Below are 22,917 nucleotides of genomic sequence, written 5' to 3'. Positions count from 1 at the left end.
AATGGCATTTTTAAAATTATACCGTCAAAAATTACAAGAAAACTATACTTTCTTAAATACAATTTTCAGAGAAAGAGGTATTCAATGGGGTGTTGTTACTAAACTACTTTGCGGTAATACAATTTTCATTAAAGAAGTAATTAATTTAGGTGTACGAGAACTACACGATTCTAGAATTAGTAATTTAAAAAAAATAAAAAAATTAGATCCAAACATTCAAACGGTATATATAAAACCACCATCTAAAAGAAATATTGAAAAAATAGTGCAATATGCTGATGTAAGTTTCAACACTGAAATTTATACGATTCAAATGCTTTCTGAAGAAGCAAAACGTCAAAATAAAGTCCATAAAATCATCATAATGATAGAAATGGGTGATTTACGTGAAGGAGTTTTAGGAGAAGAATTATTACACTTCTACGAACAAGTATTTAGTTTTCCAAATATAGAGATTAGAGGAATTGGAACAAATTTAAATTGTTTAAGTGGTGTAATGCCAACACAAGATAAATTAATACAGTTAAGTTTATACAAACAATTGATTGAAGCCAAATTTAATGTAAAAATACCTTGGGTTTCTGGAGGAACTTCTGTAGCTATTCCATTAATGCTTAAAAATGCAAGACCCATGGCTGTGAATCACTTTAGAATTGGTGAAGCATTATTTTTTGCAAAAGATTTATTTACTGGAGAAACTATAGAAGGAATGCACAACGATGTTTTTAAATTATATGCAGAGGTTATTGAAATTACAGAAAAACCCGATAATCCAATTGGTGAATTAGGTGAAAATGTAGCAGGAAATACCTATGAAATAACAGATGAAACTGATTTAGGAGCAACATCATTAAGAGCTATTCTTGATATTGGATTATTAGATATGCAACCACAATATTTAGAACCTGACAATCCAAACATTACTATTGTAGATGCTAGTTCTGACATGATGGTAATTGATATTACTAAATCTGAAAAGAACTATAAAGTAGGTGATTTAGTATCCTTTAAACTACAATATATGGGTGCATTGTATCTCTTAAATTCTGATTATATCGAAAAAATAGTGCAATAACAAAAAATCCCATTCGTAAGAATGGGATTTTTTGTTATTGCTTATTTTTTAAAATTAGCTATTCCTTCTTCAAGCCAAGCTTTGTACTCAGATACATCTGGTGTATATCCTACGGGCTTATTTAAATTCCCTTCGTCATGCTTCATTAATATATAATATGGTTGGATATTTGCTTTATATTTAGTAATTCCTAAATCGCTCCATTTTTTACCATACGTATTAATTTCTTTTCCATTATCACTTGAATATTTTTTATCTTCTGGTAATTCAGTTCTATCATCCACATACAAAGAAATCAAAACAACTTCTTCATTTAAAATTGAAAGAATTTCAGGCTTAGCCCAAACTAACTCTTCCATTCTTCTACAATTAACACACGTTTTTCCTGTAAAATCAATTAGAACTGGCTTATTGACTTTCTTGGCATATGCTAAACCTTCGTCATAATCATGAAAAGCAATTATTTTGTGTGGTCCATAATGAGCATGCTCTGGTAAGCTTTCATTTGTTGTTGTACTATTTGTAAGAGTACTTTTAAAGCCTACTCCATTTGGACTTTCGCTATAAGTCATTGGTGGTGGAAAACCACTTATAATATTTAATGGTGCCCCCCAAAGACCTGGAATTAAATAAATTGAAAATGAAAGTGAAACTAATCCTAAAAGCAATCTACCTACAGAAATATGAGATAATGGACTGTCATGAGGTAAGGTAATTTTCCCAAAAAGATATAACGCCAAACCAATAAAAATAGCAATCCAAATAACAATAAACACTTCACGTTCTAAAATGTGCCAATCCATAACTAAGTCTGCCATTGACAAAAACTTAAATGCTAATGCTAATTCTATAAAACCAAAAACAACTTTTACTGTGTTTAACCAACCACCCGATTTTGGCAAATTACCCATCATGCTTGGAAATAATGCAAATATCATAAATGGAAATGCTAGACCTAAACCAAAACCAAGCATTGCAATCGTTAATAAAGTTGCGCCACCATCGGTTGACAACACTCCTCCAATTACAGCTCCTAAAGCTGGGCCTGTACAAGAAAATGAAACAATTATTAATGTTAATGCCATAAAGAAAATTCCAGCAAAACCACCTTTATTTGAAGCATTATCAACTTTGTTTGCTAATGCTGATGGCATTGTTATTTCAAAAGCACCTAAAAATGAAATTGCAAATACTACAAATACAATAAAGAAAAAAATATTTAAATAAGGGTTTGTTGATATTTCATAAAAAATATCTGGACTCAAACTTTGAAAAATATGGAAAGGCAATGAAATCAGTACATAAATTAGCACTATAAACACACCATACATTAGTGCATTAAGTCTACCTTTCTTTTTATCTCCATTAGCACTTTGTTTTAAGAAAAAACTCACGGTCATTGGAATCATTGGAAAAACACATGGCGTAAATGTTACAAAAATTCCAGCTATTAAAGTTAATAAAAATAATGTCCAATTATTAATCTCATCATCAGGATTTTCATTTTTAGTGCTAACCTCACTTGTTGCTTTATCAACTTGTTTAACGTCTTCTCTATTTTTATCGACTTTAGTTTCTGAAGTGTCTTTTTCTACTAATTCTTCAATAACAGCAGCAACTTCTTCAGTTTTTTTTTCTTCTTTAATCACTGGAGATTCAGTTGTTTTTTCTTCTACTTTTGTTACTTCTTTTATTTCAGGTAGTTTAAATATAAAAGTCTTATCTTGCTGAATGCATTGTTCTTTACATGCTTGATATTCTAAATATACTTTTACTTCTTTAAGTTTTGTATTCGTAACTTTTATTTTTTGCTTGAATTGTGCTGTATTTGCAAAATAATATTCATCTACTTCAAAAATATCATTAAAAATCTTTTTATAAGTACTTTCCTTAGTTTTTCCTACTAAAGTATAATTCCCTTTTGCATTTCTATATTCAAATACTGCTGGTAATGCTCCTCCATCTGGAGTGAATTGCGAATACATGTGCCATTCATTATCTATTTTAGCGTTCATTACCAGCTCAAATTCATCATTTGATAGTTGAACAACTTTCGTAGTCCATTTCACTGGATCTAAAATCTGCGAATTTCCAATAAAGGAAACTAATAGTATAAAAAAGGTTAAAAATTTCTTCATTATTTAAGTTCTATTTTTAGAGTATTTATTGTTTTTTCATTTGCTAAAAAACGCTGATCGGCTCTTTTCCCAATAACCCAAACAATTTCATTGTTTGATATAAGCAACCATTGTTCTTCTTTTTCTAAAAGTGAATATTTTTCATCTTTAAAGTACTTACTCAATTTCTTCTTTCCATTCATACCCGAAGGATGAAAAACATCGCCTTCACGTTTTTTTCTAATCTCTAATGGATAATTTAATTTTTCAGCATCAACAAATATAATATTGTTATTCGAGTTAGTTATGTAACCTATGTTACAAAAGGTAATATTTAAGGGAATTTTAAGATTTTCTTGATCTTTCTTAATACTATACACCTTCTCTAGTGCTTTTTTTATTTTAATTTTTGATAAAACTAATACTTTACGATTCTTTAACAACAAATGTGAAGCAGAATTAACTTTTTTTCCTGTTTGTGCATCTAATAGTTCTAAAATATCTTTCCAAGCTGTGAATCCGTATTTTTTAAACCAAAAATGCAAATAACCTTCAAGCCTAGGTATATTTTTCATTGCCTCAATATCAAAATGAATTTCATCTCCATTATGGGTTGCAATATTCATATAAGCAATCATAGCTGCATCTTCCATCATGGAGTTTGCTTGACTTAAATAGTCTTGTGTTTTTATAAAACTCTGTAAAAAAGTAGGACTTAGTTCTTTTAATTGAGGAACAACATGATGTCTGATTTTATTTCTTAAATAATTATCTGAAGCATTACTAGAGTCTTCTCGCCATTTTAGATTATTTTGTTTTGCATAGTCCTCAATTTCAATTCTAGAAAATGGCAAAAGTGGACGAATTATAGCTTCATTCGTTTCTGGAATTCCAACTAAACCTTCAATCCCTGTTCCACGACTTAAATTGATTATAAACGTTTCTAAATCATCATCTGCGTGGTGTGCTGTCGCAACAAAATCGAACTCTTTTTCTTCTAATTGTTCTAAAAACCAATCATATCGTAACTCTCGTGCTGCAACTTGAGTAGATAATTTATTGTCTTTAGCAAACGCTTTAGTATCAAAATGACCTATTACCCAAGCGATATTAAATTGTTCTGCATAGTCTATTACAAAATCAGTATCTCCATCACTCTCTTTCCCTCTCAACTGAAAATTACAATGTAAAATAGCAATATCATATTCTAATTGTTGAAAAAGATGCAACATTACCATACTGTCCAATCCTCCGCTTACTGCCAAAAAAATAGATTTATTCTTTAAAAAAGAAAAATCATTTTTTAAATGTTGTTTGAATTTATTTAACATTAGATTACGTATTGATTTTGTATTTGAAGTTCGTTAATAATTACCTGAAAAACTCCTGTTTAATTGAATTCTTTTCTCTTTTTTACTCTAATTGAAAAACTCAACTCAAGACTTCAAACATTGCTTTCGCTTTAAGCAAACATTCTTCATATTCATTTTCAGGATTAGATTGTGCAGTTATAGCACTGCCAACAGAAAAAGAAAGATAATTATTTTTCGCATTATAAAGTATACTTCTAATAACAACATTAAAATCGAAATCACCTGTAGGAGAAAAATAGCCCACTGCTCCACTATACAATCCACGTTTCGTTTCTTCTAATTCTTCAATAATTTTCATTGCTGAAATTTTTGGAGCTCCAGTCATACTTCCCATTGGAAAAGTAGATTTTATTATTTCTATTGGAGAGATTGTATTTTCTACTTCCGAAACAACTGTAGAAATCATTTGATGGACTTGTTTAAAAGTAAAAACTTCACACAATTCTTCAACTTTTACTGTTCCTTTTTTAGCTGTATGAGACAAATCATTACGAACTAAGTCAACAATCATTATGTTTTCCGAACGTTCTTTTGTGTTTTTTCCTAGATCTTCTTTTAAAAAATTATCTTGTTCAATATCAAAACTTCTTCTTGCTGTTCCTTTTATTGGCTGTGATATTACTTTGTCACCTTCCTTTTTCAAATATCTTTCTGGTGATGAGGACATTAAAAAGTTGTCCTTATTTTTAAAGAAAACAGCAAAAGGAGGTTCCGAAATTTCATTTAGTTTTTGATAAACAAATGCAGGATCTATTGTGGTATTTTCTGCAAAAAACTCCATGCAAAAATTAGCTTCATAAATATCACCTCGATGAATATATTCTAACATTTTACCCACTTTAGATAGGTAGTTTTCTTTATCAATTCTTTGTTGAATAGCGATGGAAGATTCATAATTTGTAAATTCAGACTGAAAATTAATAATCGCATTAAAGTCATCATCAACTTCATCATCGCACATATTTAAATATTGAATTTCTAAAGCATTCCCTTTTAGAAAAAACAATTTCTTTGGTTGAAAAAAATACACATCAGGAAATTCTAAGTTATCTAAATTTTTAGAATGAAGTACTTCTGTATCATTTTTTAAATCGTAGGAAAGATAACCAAAAAGCCAATCTTTACTATGCGATTGGTATTGATATAAATCTTCAAATGCATTATGATAATCCGTTTTAATAGATGTAAAGGCATCTACTGCGAAAACTAAATCATAGCTAGAATATTTATGAGTGTAATTATTAGAATCTAAAAAAACAACTTCTCTAAATTGGTTAGACCAATGTAGAAGTTGTTTTTTAAAGTTTTCTGTATTAGAAATATGTTTAATTATGGATGTTCTCAAATTTTTCAATTATAATATTAAAACCCAAAATTACAATTAAAAAAATAATCTACTTAACTAACTCAACGATTAAGTTTGATCCACTTAATAAATTTATGTTTGAATCTGACAAAGAAGAGTAGATTGAAACTGCTTGATAGGCATTTAAATTAACCAATTTTACAAAAGATACAGTTCTTGTTTCACCATTAGATACTGACGCATAAGTTCTTGTACCTGCAATCTCACTTCCATAAATTCCTAAATAGAACTCTACATTAGTTGAACTCCCAGAATTTTTTCGTAATGAAACAGTATAAGAAATTCTATATAAACCAGTTGTTTGCACCTGAATATTGGTACCGTTCTGCGTTACACCACTTCCAACTCCATTTGTACCTAAGTTAATAGCTCCAGAAGATAACACCAAATTTGATTTTCTAAAAATTTCACCATAAGTCTTCGTATCATTAATATCTGTCCAAGTAGCTTTTCCATTTGCATCAGAGACAAGGACTTTTCCCGCTCCTTGATTTCCATCTACAATTTTAACAGAACCATTAACATGCAGACGTTCATCTGGTGTATTTGTACCTATTCCAACTTTATTGTTATTATTCGTAGAATTTCCTAATACAATAGAATTAGCTTGATTCGCTTTTGCTTGATATCCAATTGCTGTAGCATTTTGACCACTTGCAGTTGCTTCTGTACCTACTGCAGTTGCTTGTTCACCTGATGCTACAGATGAATTACCAACTGCAGTAGAGTTATTATTTGAAGAGTTACTTCCTACTCCAATAGCAGTTGATCTATAACCCGAGGCCAAAGATCTCTTTCCTAATGCAATAGTTTCGTTTCCTGAAGCAGATGAACTAACTCCAAAAGCAATAGATTGATATGCACTTGCAGATGAAGACGAACCTATTGCGATAGCTTCATTTGATGTAGTTGCACTAGCGTTTGTTCCAATAGCAATAGCACTATTATCATTTGCTACAGCATTAGAGCCTAATGCTAAACCACCATTTGGATGAAATCTTCCAAAATTTTTATTATTAACCCTGAAATTTAGTGGGTTATAATTTGATGTACCAAAATACTCATTTCCTGTTGTCAATGAATTTCCATTTAAATTCCAACCACCAGAAGATCCTACTATACCAGAACTAGGGTTATCCAATCTTTTCCAAGTGGAATCCCAGTAATAAAATCCAGGAGTAACATCAGAAACATTAGACTTGTTGTAAATTAACAAACTCGTTTCAGGGCTAGTAATAGTAGTATGATCTGTAGTAGATGAAAGACTAATTCTTGGGATAAGCAATCCCGCATTTGTGCTTTTTATTTCTAAAGCAGAAGAAGGACTTGGAGATGTAGTTCCAATACCAACTTGAGAAAACAAATAAAAAGGAAAACAAAATGCAATGGTTAATAGCAATATTTTTTTCATTTTTGTAAAAAAGGGGTTAAAAGCGGTGCAAAAGTAATACAATTATTCACATGATACAGAATAGGTTATATTATTTTTATTTATGCTACTATAAAAAAAACACATGCTTAAAAAAGCTAAAAAATACTACGATTATTATTTTGATTTCAGAATTGTAATAAAAAAATATAATTATATTATCAAATTGCTAAAACAGTAATTTAGAAAACAAAAACACATTAAAAAACATCATAATTTACTATATTTGCGAGGCTTAAAAATTTTTAATAAACTATAATACATTTATACATGTCAAATCAACCAAAGATTATTTATACTATTACTGATGAAGCACCAATGTTGGCAACACATTCGTTCTTACCAATAGTAAAAGCTTTCTCAAAACCTGCAAATATTGCAATTGAAACAAGAGATATTTCATTAGCAGGTAGAATTTTGGCAAATTTTCCTGAATTTTTAAAAGAAGATCAAAAAATTGGAGATGCATTAATTGAATTAGGTCAATTAGCAACAACTCCAGAAGCTAACATTATAAAGTTACCAAATATTTCTGCTTCTGTTCCTCAATTAAAAGAAGCAATTACAGAATTACAATCACAAGGTTATGCAATTCCAGACTTTCCAGAAGATGCACAATCTGATGAAGAAAAAACAATAAAAACAAAATATGCTAAAGTTTTAGGTTCTGCTGTTAATCCAGTTCTTCGTGAAGGGAATTCAGACAGAAGAGCTCCTAAAGCTGTTAAAAACTATGCAAAGGCACATCCGCACTCAATGGGAGCTTGGTCATCAGATTCAAAATCACATGTATCTCATATGAATGAAGGTGATTTTTATGGTACTGAAAAATCGGTTATTGTAAAAGAAGCTGGATCTTTTTCTATTGTTTTTACAGATGCAAATGGAACTACTAAAGTTTTGAAAGAAAATGCTCCTTTAAAAGCAGGTGAAATAATTGATAGTTCTGTAATGAACATGGCAAAGCTTAAATCTTTCATTACTGAGCAAGTTGCTGATGCAAAAGCAAAAGGTGTATTGTTTTCGGTACATTTGAAAGCAACAATGATGAAAATTTCAGACCCTCTTCTATTTGGTGCTTTTGTGGAAGTATATTTTAAAGATGTGTTTGAAAAATATGCCTCTTTATTTGAAGAAATCGGAGTAGACACTCGTAATGGTTTAGGAGATGTTTATGCAAAAATTCAAGGTAATGCAAAACAAGCAGAAGTTGAAGCTGCTTTAACAGCTGCAATTGAAAACGGACCTGCTTTAGCAATGGTTAATTCTGATAAAGGAATTACAAACCTACACGTTCCTTCTGATGTAATTATTGATGCTTCTATGCCTGCAATGATTCGTAATTCTGGAAAAATGTGGAATGCAGAAGGTAAATCTCAAGATACAAAAGCAATTATTCCAGACAGATGTTATGCTGGTATTTACCAAGCAACAATTGACTTCTGTAAAGAAAATGGTGCTTTAGACCCTAAAACAATGGGAAGTGTTCCTAATGTAGGTTTAATGGCGCAAAAAGCAGAAGAATATGGTTCTCATGACAAAACGTTCCAATTGACTGCAAACGGTACTGTTACTGTGAAAGATGCAAACGGAACGATATTAATGGAACAAGCTGTTGAAACTGGTGACGTTTTTAGAATGTGTCAAGTAAAAGACGCTCCAATTCAAGACTGGGTAAAATTAGCGGTAAACAGAGCAAGAGCTACTGGCGTACCAACTGTTTTCTGGTTAGATGAGAAAAGAGCACATGACAGACAAATTATAGAAAAAGTAAACTTATATTTAAAAGATCATGATACTAATGGTTTAGACATACGTATCATGAATCCAGTAGATGCTACTAAATTATCTTTAGAAAGAATTGTTAAAGGCTTAGATACTGTTTCTGTTACAGGAAATGTATTACGTGACTATTTAACTGATTTATTCCCTATTTTAGAAGTAGGTACATCTGCAAAAATGTTATCTATTGTTCCATTAATGAATGGTGGTGGATTATTTGAAACAGGTGCTGGTGGTTCTGCTCCAAAACATATTGAGCAATTTATTGAAGAAGGCTATTTACGTTGGGATTCTTTAGGTGAATTTTTAGCTTTAGGTGTTTCTTATGAACACTTAGGTAATGTATTCAATAATCCTAAAGCGTTAGTTTTATCTGAAACTTTAGATGAAGCAACTGAATTGTTTTTACAAAACGACAAATCTCCTGCTAGAAAACTTGGAAGTTTAGACAATAGAGGATCTCATTTCTATTTAGCGTTATATTGGGCAAATGCATTAGCAAACCAAGATAAAGATGCAGAATTGAAAGCTAAATTTGCTCCAATTGCGACTGACTTGAATACTAATGAAGCCAAAATTAATGAAGAATTAATCGCTGCACAAGGAAAACCACAAGCAATTGGTGGTTATTATCATCCAAATTTTGAAGCTACAGAGAAAGCAATGCGTCCAAGTATAACTTTAAATACTATTTTAGATAAATTGAACTAAGCTTCAAATTAAATATATTACAATAAAAAAAGCGACCAAAATTGAACATGCCCCAAAAAGTTAGACACTATTTGGGGCATTTTTTATTATATATATTTAGTGTAAAATCTATAATATTATTTATTACTTACTATCTATTTCTTTAACATATTCAATAATAAATTTAGCTGACACACCTTTTTTTAAATTCCAATTATCCGTAGTTAGTAAATTACCATTACCATCATAAATAGTAAAAGTAGCAGTATTAGGCCCCGCCAAACCTTGATTTAAAGCTAATATATCTAACAAATTATCGCCTTCCCTTAAATCGATATAATTAGTTTTATAACCAACATCCAAAAGAATACTTTGAACTAAAATAAGATTGTTTAAAAGTATTTGTACTCTATCTCCATCTGGTTCTGCAAAATCACGTGTCATAATTTTAATGATCGGAGTTGTAACCCTATACTTTCCAAAAAAAACATCTTCCCAATTTCCTTCTTCTGCCAATTCTTTATTTAATTTATCTTTTATCTCATCTCCTAGATTAACAAAATCATTACTTTCATCTAGTATACTTTTAGAATTTGTTTTCTTGTTTAGCGTAGAATATTTCTTTAAATAATTTTTATTTTCATTTAAAGTGCTTTTATATTCTAAGGAAGGTAAAGAAGAAGAAAATTCTGAAGGAGGTGTTGAAGTAGTCTCTTTTTCAAATGGATTACTTAACTGAATTGTCAATTTCTTTTTTTTAGTGTCAACTTGCGCAAACAAATTGAAACCAAGAAAAAGAATTACTATAATTAATCTATATTTTTTCATAAAAATCATATCAACAAACCTAAAATTAAGTATATAAATAACCGCAACAATTAACCATACATTAACACTTTCAATTCTGAAATTGTAAAAAAATTATCAATATTTGTATTGCAATAATTATACCGTTAACAAAATTATACAATTTGTTTTCATTATTTGAGTTTATATACTATTAAATTTATATTTTTTAGAGAGAAAAACATAGATATCACTATTACCGAAAAAATAATTAATTACAAATCATGACTTTAACTTTTTTAATTTCTAATAAAACATGATTAATGTTCTGCATTCACTTTTTGCAGGTAGCACTTTTTTACTTGCTTTTTTAATTATCACAAACACTCAAAAAATTAATATAAAAGCAAATAAATGGTTTGCTAGTTTTATTATTTGTATTTTTTTTATTGCTTTCGAAACGCTTCTAGACGATTGCAACATGTCTGAAAATAGCCTTTTATTAAGTATAATTTCAGTTTTGTCATGTTTTTCGATTAGCCCATTATTCTATTTAAGCATTGTTTACTTTACCAATCCAGATACTAAATGGAGAAAAAGGAATTATCTGCATTTCTTTTTACCGCTTTCAATAGCTTTATTAGTAATATTTCTATTTGCTATCGATGATAATAAAGAACCGAATGATGTTGAGTCTATTATTGCAAATGGTATTCAATTTACCTTAGTTACTTCATTAATTACTCAACTTCTATTATATCCTATACTTTCCTATATAAAGTTACTTAAACATAAAAAGAATATTCGCTTTTTTTCTTCTAATACCGAAAAAATAGATTTAAAATGGCTGCAATATTTATGTGTTTGCTTATTAATCATGATATTCTTTTGGATGGTTGAAATTATTTTAGACACATCCAATTATACTCTTTCTCCTGCTGTAGATGCAGTTTATCTTTCTGGTATATTTTTCATCACCTATAACTGGTCTAAACAAAAAGAAGTTTATCCATTTAACTCCATTGAAAATATCAATGATTTAATTGTTGAGATAAATACACCTACAGAAAAAAAGAAAAAACTTATTGAAGATGATGTCCTAAATGATTTTAAAAGTAGGTTATTAATAATCATGAATCGGAAAAAGCCTTTTTTAGACTGCGAATTAAATTTAGAAAAATTAGCACAAGAAATAAATACTTCAACACATATACTTTCCTATGTTATTAATACTGGTTTTAATGAAAATTTTTATCAATTCATTAATAGGTATAGAATTGAAGAAGCTAAAAAATTAATTCAAAACAATAATCATCTTAGTTTACTAGGAATTGGTTTTGAAGTTGGTTTTAATTCCAAAACAACATTTAACACAACATTTAAAAAAATAACCAATAAAACCCCATCAGAATTCAAGAAAATGAGTTCCGATTTATAAGTTTGAACAGTAAACAGTGTATTTTAATCGATTTTTGTAGGAAATAAACATAAAAAACAATAGAATTAAATTCAAAGTAAAACTCATGTACAATAAAACGAAAATTTTATCCTTAGTACTCTTATTATTTTCACTCGTCAGCTTTTCTCAAGAAAAAGTTACTCTTAGTGGTACAATTTCAGATGAAAGCACAAATGAAACATTAATAGGTGTAACAGTAATAATTGAAGAGTTAAAAACAGGAACAACAACAAACGAATATGGTTATTTTTCCATAACGCTTCCAAAAGGTAATTATACAATTCGGTATACTTATATCGGTTTTGAAGATGTTGTTGAACAAATTAATCTTCAAGAAAATACCCGAAAAAACATAAGTATAAAAGAAAGTAACGTTCAATTGAATGAAATTATCGTTACCGAAAATCAATACAAGCCAAACATTCAGAAACCAGAAATGAGTGTTAACAAAATTTCGGTAAGCACTATTAAAAAAATGCCAGCCGTTCTAGGGGAAGCAGATATTCTAAAATCGATATTAACATTACCTGGTGTAACCAATGCTGGAGAAGGACAATCTGGTTTTAATGTTCGTGGAGGAGCAGCCGATCAAAATTTAATTCTATTAGATGAAGCAACAATTTACAACTCTTCTCACCTATTTGGATTTTTCTCTGTTTTTAATGCCGATGCAATTAAAGATTTAAAATTATATAAAGGTGGTGTTCCTGCTCGTTTTGGAGGAAGAGTAGCTTCCGTTTTAGACATTTATCAAAAAGACGGAAATAGCAATAAGTTCCATTTAAATGGAGGAATCGGACTTATTTCTAGTCGATTATTAGCCGAAGGTCCAATTGTAAAAGACAAAGGTTCATTTCTTGTTGCTGGAAGAAGTTCATATGCGCATCTTTTCTTAAAGCTTTCTGGTAATGAAAATTCAGCTTATTTCTATGATTTAAACACTAAATTAAGTTATAAACTTAACGACAATAATAATCTTTATGTTTCGGGTTATTTTGGTAGAGATGTTTTCAGTTTAAGCAAAAGTTTTATTAACACCTATGGTAATTCTGTGTTAAACATGAGATGGAATCACTTATTTAGTGACAAACTTTTCTCTAACTTATCTTTAATATATAGTGATTATTATTATGGTTTAGAACTTGATTTCATTGGTTTCAATTGGGATAGTGGTATAAAAAACTACAATTTGAAATATGACTTTAAACATTATTTATCAGAAAAAACAAAACTTACCTATGGTATAAATACAGTTTATTACGATTTCAACCCTGGAAAAATTAAACCAAACGGACCAGATTCTCAAATTAATCCGAAACAATTAGATAAAAAATATGCTTTTGAACCAGCAATCTATATTGATGCAGAACAAAAACTATCCGATAAATTCTCTATCAACTACGGTTTGCGCTACAGTATGTTTTATCGTTTAGGAGCACAAGAAATTAATGTTTACGAAAACAACCAAGCGGTTTCCTATGATGAAGATTTAAAAATCTATGAAAAAGCGACACCAATTGGAACAAAAAAATATGGCAAAAACGAAACGATTGCAAGTTTTGATAACTTAGAACCTCGTTTGTCTATTGCCTATATTATTGATGAGAATCAATCAGTAAAAGCGAGTTACAATAGAATGTCTCAATATCTACACCTTATATCTAATACACAATCTCCTACTCCATTAGATGTTTGGGCACCAAGTGATGATTTCTTGAAACCTCAAATATTAGATCAATACGCAATTGGTTACCAAAAAAATATCAAAAACGGAAGATATTCATTCGAAATAGAGTCTTTTTATAAAGATGTACAAAACCGTTTAGACTATATTGATGGAGCCGATTTAATTGCAAATAACGCTATTGAACAAGTTGTTTTAGGAGGAAAATCTAGAGCCTATGGACTTGAAATTTTAGCTCGAAAAAACGAAGGAAAATTGAACGGTTGGATTTCTTATACTTTATCGCGATCAGAACAAAAAACAGCAGGAAGAACAGCTACCGAAATTGGTATTAATAACGGAAATTGGTACAAAACGGGTTGGGACAAAACACATAATTTATCAGTTACAGGTATTTATGAATTGAATGATAAATGGAGTTTTGGTAGTATTTTTTCACTACAAACAGGACAACCTGTAACCTATCCTAACGGACAATATGAATATCAAGGACTTTCAATTCCAAGCTATGGAGAAAGAAATGGTAATAATTTACCCGCTTATCATCGTTTGGATATTTCTGCTACTCTAACTCCTAGAAATAGTAAAGACAAGAGAATTAAAGGAGAGTGGGTTTTTGGTATTTATAATGTATATAGCCGTAAAAACGCTGCGTCAATAAGTTTCAGGCAAAATGCAGAATCTGGAAAAAACGAAGCAGTTCGCTTATCAATCTTTGGAATAGTTCCAAGTGTAACCTATAATTTTAAATTTTAAAACAATGATCAAAATTATAATTAGAATAACAATCGCAGTTGTCACATTAATAACAATGTATTCATGTGAAGATGTAGTAGATATTGATTTAGATACAGACACACCTAAATTAGTAATAGATGCATCAATCAAATGGCAAAAAGGAACTAGCGGTAACGAACAAACTATTCGTTTAACGACGACTACAAATTTTTATGACGCAACAATACCAAATGCAAATGGAGCAACAGTAACCATATTTGACGGAACAACCACCTACGACTTTATTGAAGACGTTGGAACAGGTAACTATATCTGTACTAATTTTAATCCAGTTATTAATGGTACCTATACGTTAACCGTTATTTACAATGGTGAAACCTATACTGCAACCGATACGTTATATCCAACTCCAGAAATAGACTATGTGGAACAATCTGTAATTTCAGGATTTGATGATGCAATTGAGATTAAATTTTTCTATCAAGATAACGGACTACAAGACAACTACTATTTATTAGGTGTAAAAAACAGTAACAATGCTTTTCCTGAATATGGAACAGCAGATGATGAGTTTTTTCAAGGAAATCAAATGTTCGGAATTTATATTGATGATGAAATTGTTGCAAATGACGTTTTAGATTTATCTGTTCAAGGCATTTCTGTGAGATATTTTAACTACATGGAAAAATTATTAAATATTGCTGGTTCTGACGGAGGAAACCCTTTCTCATCTCCACCTGCTACACTTAGAGGAAACATTATCAACCAAACCAATACTAATAATTTCCCTTTTGGATATTTTAGTTTAGGTGAAATTGATACAGAAAGCTATGTAGTACAATAAATAAAGTAAACGCTAAAAAATTAATAGCAATTTCAATCTTGAAATTGCTATTTTTATTTAAAAACAATACATTCGTAGTACTAAAACCTAATTAGATTATCAATTATGTCTTCACACCATATTGTTCGAGACGACCAAGAACCTGCTTTAATTATTGCAAACGGATTAGCTTGTAATGAAGAACTATTAGGGCAACTATTAGAATGGTCTCCGTTAGTAATTGTTTTAGATTCAGCAATAGAACGTGTTTTAGAATTAGGAATAAAAATTGATGTCCTTTTAGGTGATTTCGACAGAGGTTTTGATGCTGAATATTATAAAAACAGTCAATACCCTATAGAAATTGTTCACACACCAGATCAAGACAAAACCGATCTCGAAAAAGCATTTGAATACCTCATTAAAAGAGGAATACCTGCTGTTAATATTGTCTGGGCAACAGGAAAAAGAGCCGATCATACAATTACCAATATTACCAATATTGTACAATATAGAAATCAATTAAAAATTGTAATTCTAGACGATCATTCTAAAATTTTTCTTCTACCAACTAAGTTTGAAAAATGGTATCCAAAAGAAACACCTTTATCCATTATACCAATTGGAGAAGTTTCTGGTATCTATTCCAAAAACCTATATTATCCTTTAGAAAACGACACTTTAACAATTGGTTACAGAACGGGAAGTAGTAATCATGTAGCAGAAGACGGAATTGTAATGATAGAACATCTAAAAGGAGATTTACTATTAATGGAATGTTGGGATTAAGCCACTAACATTAATCCATATCTCTACTCCATTAAAGTAGTTAACAAACTATCATTTTTAGATAATAAACTATCATTAACTACAACAAGTATAGTCTAAGTTTGTATCAGAAATGTTATTATTATTATTTTACTGTTATGAGTAGTTAATGACTACTTTAAAATCATTAAGATTGTTAAGCCTGTTATGTAAAAAAGGTCGTTTTACTTTTGTAAAATGGCCTTTTTGCTTTTCAATAAAGCAACCTTCTACTAAAAAAACCGCAGTACAAAAGCACCCAAGTATTAGACAACCATTTTCAAGTACCTAAAAACAAAAAACACCTCTTTAAAGCAATTTAAAAGAGGTGTTTTTTAATATAGTTGATTTAATCATTCCAAACTATTCCATAATAATTTTCTTTCTCACAATAGTTTTATCCGAACTTAAAGTAGCAACATACATGCCTTTTGATAAAGTATCTAAGTTAAGAGATACTAACTGTTGTGTTCCTAAAAAAGTATTCGAATAGACCTCTTTTCCTTGAATATCGTTTAATTTCAACAAATAATTAGCTTCCGGGTTTGTTCCTAAGTTAATTGTTAAATAATCTTTAACAGGATTTGGAAAAAAACTAATTTCATTGAAGGTAGTAAAGCTTTCATCATTTAAAGTAGTCGGAGCAACTGCAAAATGCAACATTGCGCCTGTAGCTGCTTTTGCAACATTATAGTTATAAACAGGATCCATATTCACTAACAAATCAGTAGCCGAATGACCGTGCGTGGTTTCATTCGTTTCATAAAAACCTGTAATCACTTCATCATTATTTTCAAATGGCATATAATCTGAAGAATACGCATAGGAAAGATTGGTATTTAAAGGAGAATAAAGCCCAACACAAGTAATTAATTCATTTGTAATTGTGTTAGAAGCTGCATTATTAGTTGTTGGTGTACCCGTATCGCGTTCGCAAGTAATTGTGTTGTTTGTCATTCCAGCAACACCTCCCACTTGATCAATATTAAAAACTAATTTTATATCCATTTTAGGAACCGTTCCATTCACCACAGTATTCACATAATGATTACTTCCAACAAGTCCATCTTCTTCACCACTAAAATTAATGAATTTAATAGAATATTCTGTTGATACATTTTGTAATAAGCGCGCAACTTCAAGAATCGTATTTACACCACTACCGTTATCATTTGTACCTGTACCATTTAAAGAATCATAATGTCCACAAATAATAACAAAAGTATCTGGGTAAAGTGTCCCTACTTTCGTAACAATTAAATTTTTACACGTAAAACTTCCGTTTGTAAAAGTATCTTCTTGCAATTGAGCTGCAGTATAACCAAAACCAAGGTATTTATTTCGCAACCAAGTATAGGTATCTTCCAAAGGTTGTGTTCCTCTTCTTTTCACGCCTAAAGCTTCAAATTCTGTTAAATTATTAGTAACATTCGATTGAGAAACTTGGTTTGCAATATCTGCATAAGCCTGAATAAAACTCTGTCCAGACAAACCGTTTATAAATAATAGTAATAGCGTAGTTAAGTGTAATTTGTTTTTCATTTGTTATTTGATTTGTAAAGTGTTAGGGCTAAAACAGTAATAACAAATATATAATTTATTCTGCAATGAAAAAATCTTAAATTAACTTTGTAACTTTACAGATATAAAAAAAGTACCCATTTTAAATGAAGTTCCAAGTAGTATCCGAATACGTTCCAACAGGAGATCAGCCGCAAGCCATTGAAAAATTAGCAAAAGGAATTGTTGATGGAGAAAAATACCAAACATTATTAGGAGTAACTGGTTCAGGAAAAACATTTACTGTTGCTAATATGATACAAGAAGTACAAAAACCTACTTTAATATTAGCACATAATAAAACATTAGCTGCACAGTTATATTCCGAATTCAAACAATTTTTCCCTAATAATTCTGTACAATATTTTGTTTCTTATTACGATTATTATCAGCCCGAAGCCTTTATTCCTGTTACAGGAACTTATATAGAAAAAGACCTTTCCATTAATGAAGAACTTGAAAAACTTCGATTAAGTACTACTTCTGCCCTACTTTCAGGACGAAGAGATATTGTTGTTATTTCCTCTGTTTCTTGCCTCTATGGTATAGGAAATCCCGTAGAGTTTCAGAAAAATGTTATTTCCATCGAACGAGATCAAGTCATATCTAGAACCAAACTACTCCACAAATTAGTACAAAGTCTCTATGCTAGAACCGAAGCAGAATTTACACCAGGAACCTTTAGAATTAAAGGTGATACGGTTGAAATTTTCCCAAGTTATGCAGACGATCCTTTTAGAGTACATTTTTTTGGAGACGAAATAGAAGAAATAGAAGCTTTCGATCCAAGAACGGCTCAAGTGATAGAAAAATACGAAAAACTAAACGTCTATCCTGCAAACATGTTTGTAACGTCTCCAGATGTATTACAACAAGCAATTTGGGCTATTCAACAAGACATGGTGAAACAAGTTGAATATTTTAGAGAGATTGGAAAACACTTAGAAGCTAAACGATTGGAAGAACGTACCAATTTCGATTTAGAAATGATACGCGAACTTGGGTATTGTTCAGGGATAGAAAACTATTCTCGCTATTTGGACGGTAGAGAAGCAGGTACAAGACCATTCTGTTTACTCGATTACTTTCCAGATGATTTTTTAATGGTTGTCGATGAAAGTCACGTTACCATTTCACAAGTACATGCCATGTATGGAGGAGATCGAAGTAGAAAAGAAAACCTAGTAGAATATGGTTTCCGATTACCTGCTGCAATGGACAATAGACCTTTAAAGTTTGAAGAGTTTGAAGCCTTGCAAAATCAGGTTGTTTATGTTTCTGCAACACCAGCCGATTATGAACTAGAAAAATGTGAAGGAATTTATGTAGAACAAATTATTCGACCTACAGGACTACTCGATCCTATTATAGAAATACGCCCAAGCGAAAATCAAATAGACGATTTAATTGAAGAAATACAATTGCGTTGTGAAGTTGATGAACGCGTGCTAATTACTACACTTACAAAAAGAATGGCAGAAGAACTAACAAAGTACCTTACTAAAGTAGCCATTCGTTGTCGTTATATTCATTCTGATGTGGACACGTTAGAACGAGTACAAATTATGCAAGATCTTCGAAAAGGACTCTTTGATGTACTAATTGGTGTTAATCTACTTCGTGAAGGCTTGGATTTACCAGAAGTTTCTCTTGTAGCCATTCTCGATGCCGACAAAGAAGGTTTTTTACGTAGTCATCGCTCCTTAACACAAACTGTAGGACGTGCTGCCCGAAACGTAAATGGAAAAGCCATTATGTATGCCGATAAAATAACAAAAAGTATGCAAAAAACCATCGACGAAACTACTTATCGACGTGAGAAACAAACGGCATACAATACCAAACACGGACTAGAACCTAAGGCTTTAAACAAAAGTCTAGGAAATGCGCTTAGTAACAATTCGGTTTCAACACAATACTATGACAATTTAGAATACAAAGCAGCAGAGCCAGAAAGTGAATACTTAAGTAAACCCGAAATAGAGAAAAAAATACGCGAAAAACGCAAAGCCATGGAAAAAGCAGCCAAAGAACTCGATTTCATGCAGGCAGCAAGACTTAGAGACGAAATTAAAGCATTACAAGAAAAGATATAAAAATAGAAGAAATGAAAAATACTAATGAAATACTTCAACTTACTGACGAAATCGAAATTATTGAAGCTATTGGAACTAACGTTTGGAACAAAAAACAAGAAAGCGATAATCTTACTCCTGCCGAAACTACATTTGTCCTTATCGATATTTTTGAAGGTGCTATGAATGAAGGTGGATTTCACTATTTCTTTAATGGAGAAACAGGAAGCTTTGCTAGAGAAATAGTAAACGCTTATAAAGATATAGCCGCACCAAAAACTGCAAATATTATTGCAAAAGCGATTGGATTATTTGGCGTAAATAATTATTCAGAAGATACTGTAAAAAGACAAAATGCTATTAATAAACTAGACGAAAAAGCGATTTCTGGTTGGGAAGATTTAGATGAACTTTTCTTTAACGATGAGCAAGAAGAAGACATTGTTGCTTTAATTGTTGCTTATATACGAAACAATCCAACAGCATTTAATTAATTGTTGTTGGATTTTGTTTTATTACAGAAATAGTATTATTTCAAAAAAATATTTTACATCAATATGGTATTAAATTTTAAACTTATAAAATTCATATTTATTTTATTTAGTTCATTAATTCTCTTTTCCCAAGGAAACAGAAAAACAGATAATACATCTTTATGCCTAACATATGATACTTCAATTCCAAACATTGAAGACAGTATTGAACAATCTGAATATGTTTTCATTGGAAAAGTAATTGAGGTTATTCGAACTGAAAAGTTAAACGCAACGGACTATAATAGTAATGGTCCAATAGATTTTGAATCAGAATACAATTATTGGTTTATTTTAGAAGTTAAAGAAAAGTTTAAAGGAAACTTTAAAACTAAAATTAAAATCTATTCAAGAAATTTTAGTGGATTATGTCCAATATTAGAATTAAATCAAAGCTATTTAATATATTCAAGAAAAATGAAAAAATTTGAAATTGATCATTTTAACCATTCTTTCCCTTACATATATTGTGGTGATAGGTCAAAAAAATTAGAGCATTCAAAAGATGATGTTTTAATCTTAAGAAAAATGAAAATTAACAACTAACTAATTATTTAAAGCTCTCAATTCTAAAAAACAATTAATAGTAATAACTTAAACGATTTTCTTTATATTTGAATTTAAGACCTATTCTAAAATGAAACTAAGAGAGAAAAATACTGCCTTACTTTTAATTGATGTACAAAAAGCCTTTTTAGAAGAAGAATATTGGGGCGGAAATAGAAATAATAAAAATGCAGAAATTGTTTGTGGATCAATATTAAAGCAATGGAGAACACTCAATTTACCAATATTTCACATCAGGCATAGTTCTACCAATCTAAATTCTAAGCTCTATAAAACCAATCCTGGTTTTCAATTTAATGAACATGTATTACCGCTTGAAAACGAACCAATTATTACAAAAAATGTAAATAGTGCTTTTATAGGAACCGATTTGAAAGAGCAATTAGACCAATTAAATTGTACTTCTTTAGTAATTGTTGGTATAACAACGAATCATTGTGTCTCTACTTCTACTCGTATGGCTGGTAATTTTGGCTATGAAACTTATTTAATTTCTGACGCTACAGCAACTTTTGACAGAGTTGGAATTAATGGAGAAAAATATGACTCAGAATTAATCCATTTAACAACTCTTGCTAACTTAAATGAGGAATTTGCAACAGTTTGGGATTTCGAAAAGCTAATGCAAGAGGTATAAAAAAGTAGTAATGAAAATAGATTTAAAGAACTATCCAAATAATAGTATTTCACTTTTAATTGAGCTAATAGTTTTATATTTCGTTTCAAAAAAATTATAGCAATGAATAAACTAATCTTCATTATATTCATTATAACTTCAACAACATTTTCTCAAAAAAAAGAAGCAAGCATATTTTACAGAGATTTTGTAGAATGTTTCTATGAACAAGAAACTACAGAACTATTAAGTATTTATGATAAAATTGATGGAAAGATAGTAGCACAATTATCAAATAGTGATGAAATTTTTTGTTGGTATAAACTAACATTATTAAAATCTAAAAATGGATGGTTTGAAATAGAAAATTTAATGATTGTGCCAGACTGCTCTTCACATGAAGTAAATAAAGACATCAATAAATACAAAGGGTGTTGGATCAAAAAAGACAATCTAAGAATAGAAATTTCAGAGATAGCAATTGAAGGTTCTAAAGGAATTAAATTTTATTCTGAGCCTTCAATACAATCTAATCTCGTTTATAGATCTCCAGTGTATTTAAAAACGGGATTGATTGAAATAAAAGATCTTTGGGCAAAAGTACGGTTCAAATTGAATAATAAAGTAATTGAAGGTTGGTTACATGATGATGATCAATGTGCATATCCGTGGACAACATGTACATCAGCTAGGATTGATTAAATTAATGCAAAAAAAGTAAAACACATAAAACTTGAAAGATCACCTATTAAAATATGGCAATTTCAATAAAGAAGAGGTAAATGCAATCCTTTCTCATTTTGAAACAAAAGAATATAAAAAGAAAGAGTTCTTACTACAAACTGGACATATTTCTAATCAAGAATACTTTATTATTAAAGGATGTATTCGTTGTTTTGTCATTGATTATAATGGAAAAGAACATAATATTCTATTTGGTACCGAAAATCACTGGATTGGTGATTTGCAAAGCTTTATTCAAGAAAACGAAGCTACTTATAATATACAAGCACTCGAAAACACTACCGTTCTAACTATTAGTAAAGAAAAATGGAATCATTTATTAGAAACATATCCCTCTTTTTCTAGATATTCTATTACGCTCTATCAAAATGCTTTTATTAAACAACAACAACGTATTATTGAATCGTTTACATTAACGGCAGAACAACGTTTTCAAAATTTAATTACAAAGTTCCCTCATTTACTGCAACGAATTTCTCAAAAACATATTGCTAGTTATTTAGGTATTACCCCTGAATTTCTTAGCTTACTTCGCAAAAAATAATTTCTTAATCTACCTTAACTTTTTAATCCCTTTTTCTTCTAAACTTTGCAGAATAATAATTTATAGAAAATAGAAAACTATTCTATTCGTTTGTTAAAATAAGTATTTCTGTTTTCTAACTAGCTATAACCACTACTAAGTATATTTTC

Annotated in this window: 18 protein-coding genes; 12 read left to right on the top strand and 6 right to left on the bottom strand. The window is 30.1% G+C overall.

All coding sequences use genetic code 11. The features are described from left to right. The first annotated feature begins 1 nt into the window (after position 1). Entirely contained in the window at positions 2-1,075 is a 1,074-nt protein-coding gene (locus L2Z92_RS15005) for an alanine/ornithine racemase family PLP-dependent enzyme (protein WP_236455096.1), read from the top strand. A 41-nt stretch (positions 1,076-1,116) separates the two neighbouring features. Here L2Z92_RS15005 and L2Z92_RS15000 read toward each other — a convergent pair whose 3' ends face one another. The 4 genes from L2Z92_RS15000 to L2Z92_RS14985 form a co-directional block, all read right to left on the bottom strand. Beyond that, a complete protein-coding gene (locus L2Z92_RS15000) occupies positions 1,117-3,213 on the bottom strand; it encodes a protein-disulfide reductase DsbD family protein (RefSeq protein ID WP_236455094.1) in 2,097 nt (698 codons plus the stop codon). Beyond that, positions 3,213-4,523: a tRNA lysidine(34) synthetase TilS gene (gene tilS, locus L2Z92_RS14995; RefSeq protein WP_236455092.1), complete on the bottom strand. Its 1,311-nt coding sequence runs from the start codon at positions 4,521-4,523 to the stop codon at positions 3,213-3,215. Before tilS ends, L2Z92_RS15000 begins: the two co-directional genes overlap by 1 nt. Before the next feature lie 100 nt (positions 4,524-4,623). Beyond that, positions 4,624-5,910: an anthranilate synthase component I family protein gene (locus tag L2Z92_RS14990; protein WP_236455090.1), complete on the bottom strand. Its 1,287-nt coding sequence runs from the start codon at positions 5,908-5,910 to the stop codon at positions 4,624-4,626. A 49-nt stretch (positions 5,911-5,959) separates the two neighbouring features. Next, positions 5,960-7,342: a hypothetical protein gene (locus L2Z92_RS14985; RefSeq protein ID WP_236455088.1), complete on the bottom strand. Its 1,383-nt coding sequence runs from the start codon at positions 7,340-7,342 to the stop codon at positions 5,960-5,962. 288 nt (positions 7,343-7,630) lie between these two features. On the opposite strand from L2Z92_RS14985, the gene L2Z92_RS14980 reads away from it, so the two are divergent. Further along, complete coding sequence (locus L2Z92_RS14980; RefSeq protein WP_236455086.1) at positions 7,631-9,853, top strand: NADP-dependent isocitrate dehydrogenase; 2,223 nt, start codon at positions 7,631-7,633, stop codon at positions 9,851-9,853. Positions 9,854-9,976: 123 nt separating this feature from the next. Here L2Z92_RS14980 and L2Z92_RS14975 read toward each other — a convergent pair whose 3' ends face one another. After that, positions 9,977-10,660 carry a hypothetical protein gene (locus tag L2Z92_RS14975; RefSeq protein WP_236455084.1) on the bottom strand — a complete coding sequence of 228 codons (684 nt, stop codon included), beginning with the start codon at positions 10,658-10,660 and terminating at the stop codon, positions 9,977-9,979. Positions 10,661-10,934: 274 nt separating this feature from the next. Between L2Z92_RS14975 and L2Z92_RS14970 the strand changes: the two genes are divergently transcribed. From L2Z92_RS14970 to L2Z92_RS14955, 4 genes are all read left to right on the top strand, one after another. Further along, positions 10,935-12,056: a helix-turn-helix domain-containing protein gene (locus L2Z92_RS14970; RefSeq protein WP_236455082.1), complete on the top strand. Its 1,122-nt coding sequence runs from the start codon at positions 10,935-10,937 to the stop codon at positions 12,054-12,056. 85 nt (positions 12,057-12,141) lie between these two features. After that, entirely contained in the window at positions 12,142-14,517 is a 2,376-nt protein-coding gene (locus L2Z92_RS14965) for a TonB-dependent receptor (protein WP_236455080.1), read from the top strand. A 4-nt stretch (positions 14,518-14,521) separates the two neighbouring features. Next, on the top strand, positions 14,522-15,343 hold the full coding sequence (locus L2Z92_RS14960) for a DUF4249 domain-containing protein (RefSeq protein WP_236455078.1): 822 nt from the start codon (positions 14,522-14,524) through the stop codon (positions 15,341-15,343). A gap of 105 nt (positions 15,344-15,448) precedes the next feature. Then, on the top strand, positions 15,449-16,111 hold the full coding sequence (locus L2Z92_RS14955; protein ID WP_236455076.1) for a thiamine diphosphokinase: 663 nt from the start codon (positions 15,449-15,451) through the stop codon (positions 16,109-16,111). Between the two features lie 381 nt (positions 16,112-16,492). Here L2Z92_RS14955 and L2Z92_RS14950 read toward each other — a convergent pair whose 3' ends face one another. Further along, positions 16,493-17,671, bottom strand: coding sequence for a M28 family peptidase (locus L2Z92_RS14950; protein ID WP_236455074.1), 1,179 nt, complete (start codon positions 17,669-17,671; stop codon positions 16,493-16,495). A gap of 125 nt (positions 17,672-17,796) precedes the next feature. Between L2Z92_RS14950 and uvrB the strand changes: the two genes are divergently transcribed. The 6 genes from uvrB to L2Z92_RS14920 all read left to right on the top strand — a co-directional run bounded on the left by uvrB (position 17,797) and on the right by L2Z92_RS14920 (position 22,768). After that, a complete protein-coding gene (gene uvrB, locus L2Z92_RS14945) occupies positions 17,797-19,785 on the top strand; it encodes an excinuclease ABC subunit UvrB (RefSeq protein ID WP_236455072.1) in 1,989 nt (662 codons plus the stop codon). A gap of 11 nt (positions 19,786-19,796) precedes the next feature. Next, positions 19,797-20,258, top strand: a complete 462-nt coding sequence (locus L2Z92_RS14940; protein ID WP_236455070.1) for a DMP19 family protein — start codon at positions 19,797-19,799, stop codon at positions 20,256-20,258. Positions 20,259-20,321: 63 nt separating this feature from the next. Then, on the top strand, positions 20,322-20,843 hold the full coding sequence (locus L2Z92_RS14935; protein WP_236455068.1) for a hypothetical protein: 522 nt from the start codon (positions 20,322-20,324) through the stop codon (positions 20,841-20,843). Between the two features lie 91 nt (positions 20,844-20,934). After that, positions 20,935-21,501 (top strand): cysteine hydrolase family protein, encoded by a 567-nt coding sequence (locus L2Z92_RS14930; RefSeq protein ID WP_236455067.1) that lies wholly within the window; start codon positions 20,935-20,937, stop codon positions 21,499-21,501. A 102-nt stretch (positions 21,502-21,603) separates the two neighbouring features. Next, on the top strand, positions 21,604-22,182 hold the full coding sequence (locus L2Z92_RS14925; RefSeq protein ID WP_236455065.1) for a hypothetical protein: 579 nt from the start codon (positions 21,604-21,606) through the stop codon (positions 22,180-22,182). A 31-nt stretch (positions 22,183-22,213) separates the two neighbouring features. After that, complete coding sequence (locus L2Z92_RS14920) at positions 22,214-22,768, top strand: Crp/Fnr family transcriptional regulator (protein ID WP_236455062.1); 555 nt, start codon at positions 22,214-22,216, stop codon at positions 22,766-22,768. Positions 22,769-22,917 lie beyond the last annotated feature (149 nt).

It is taken from the genome of Flavobacterium jumunjinense, from assembly GCF_021650975.2.
GTDB classification, from domain to species: Bacteria; Bacteroidota; Bacteroidia; order Flavobacteriales; family Flavobacteriaceae; genus Flavobacterium; species Flavobacterium jumunjinense.
This window is presented reverse-complemented; position numbering and strand designations above follow the sequence as displayed.

What these genes read in the sequence shown, in the direction of transcription:
- L2Z92_RS14965 (WP_236455080.1), top strand. Translation starts at nt 12,142, where the DNA reads ATGTACAATAAAACGAAAATTTTATCCTTAGTACTCTTATTATTTTCA.
- L2Z92_RS15005 (WP_236455096.1), top strand. Translation starts at nt 2, where the DNA reads ATGGCATTTTTAAAATTATACCGTCAAAAATTACAAGAAAACTATACT.
- L2Z92_RS14955 (WP_236455076.1), top strand. Translation starts at nt 15,449, where the DNA reads ATGTCTTCACACCATATTGTTCGAGACGACCAAGAACCTGCTTTAATT.
- uvrB (WP_236455072.1), top strand. Translation starts at nt 17,797, where the DNA reads ATGAAGTTCCAAGTAGTATCCGAATACGTTCCAACAGGAGATCAGCCG.
- L2Z92_RS14960 (WP_236455078.1), top strand. Translation starts at nt 14,522, where the DNA reads ATGATCAAAATTATAATTAGAATAACAATCGCAGTTGTCACATTAATA.
- L2Z92_RS14980 (WP_236455086.1), top strand. Translation starts at nt 7,631, where the DNA reads ATGTCAAATCAACCAAAGATTATTTATACTATTACTGATGAAGCACCA.
- L2Z92_RS14935 (WP_236455068.1), top strand. Translation starts at nt 20,322, where the DNA reads ATGGTATTAAATTTTAAACTTATAAAATTCATATTTATTTTATTTAGT.
- L2Z92_RS14950 (WP_236455074.1), bottom strand. Translation starts at nt 17,671, where the DNA reads ATGAAAAACAAATTACACTTAACTACGCTATTACTATTATTTATAAAC.
- L2Z92_RS14940 (WP_236455070.1), top strand. Translation starts at nt 19,797, where the DNA reads ATGAAAAATACTAATGAAATACTTCAACTTACTGACGAAATCGAAATT.
- tilS (WP_236455092.1), bottom strand. Translation starts at nt 4,523, where the DNA reads ATGTTAAATAAATTCAAACAACATTTAAAAAATGATTTTTCTTTTTTA.
- L2Z92_RS14975 (WP_236455084.1), bottom strand. Translation starts at nt 10,660, where the DNA reads ATGAAAAAATATAGATTAATTATAGTAATTCTTTTTCTTGGTTTCAAT.
- L2Z92_RS15000 (WP_236455094.1), bottom strand. Translation starts at nt 3,213, where the DNA reads ATGAAGAAATTTTTAACCTTTTTTATACTATTAGTTTCCTTTATTGGA.
- L2Z92_RS14925 (WP_236455065.1), top strand. Translation starts at nt 21,604, where the DNA reads ATGAATAAACTAATCTTCATTATATTCATTATAACTTCAACAACATTT.
- L2Z92_RS14985 (WP_236455088.1), bottom strand. Translation starts at nt 7,342, where the DNA reads ATGAAAAAAATATTGCTATTAACCATTGCATTTTGTTTTCCTTTTTAT.
- L2Z92_RS14970 (WP_236455082.1), top strand. Translation starts at nt 10,935, where the DNA reads ATGATTAATGTTCTGCATTCACTTTTTGCAGGTAGCACTTTTTTACTT.
- L2Z92_RS14930 (WP_236455067.1), top strand. Translation starts at nt 20,935, where the DNA reads ATGAAACTAAGAGAGAAAAATACTGCCTTACTTTTAATTGATGTACAA.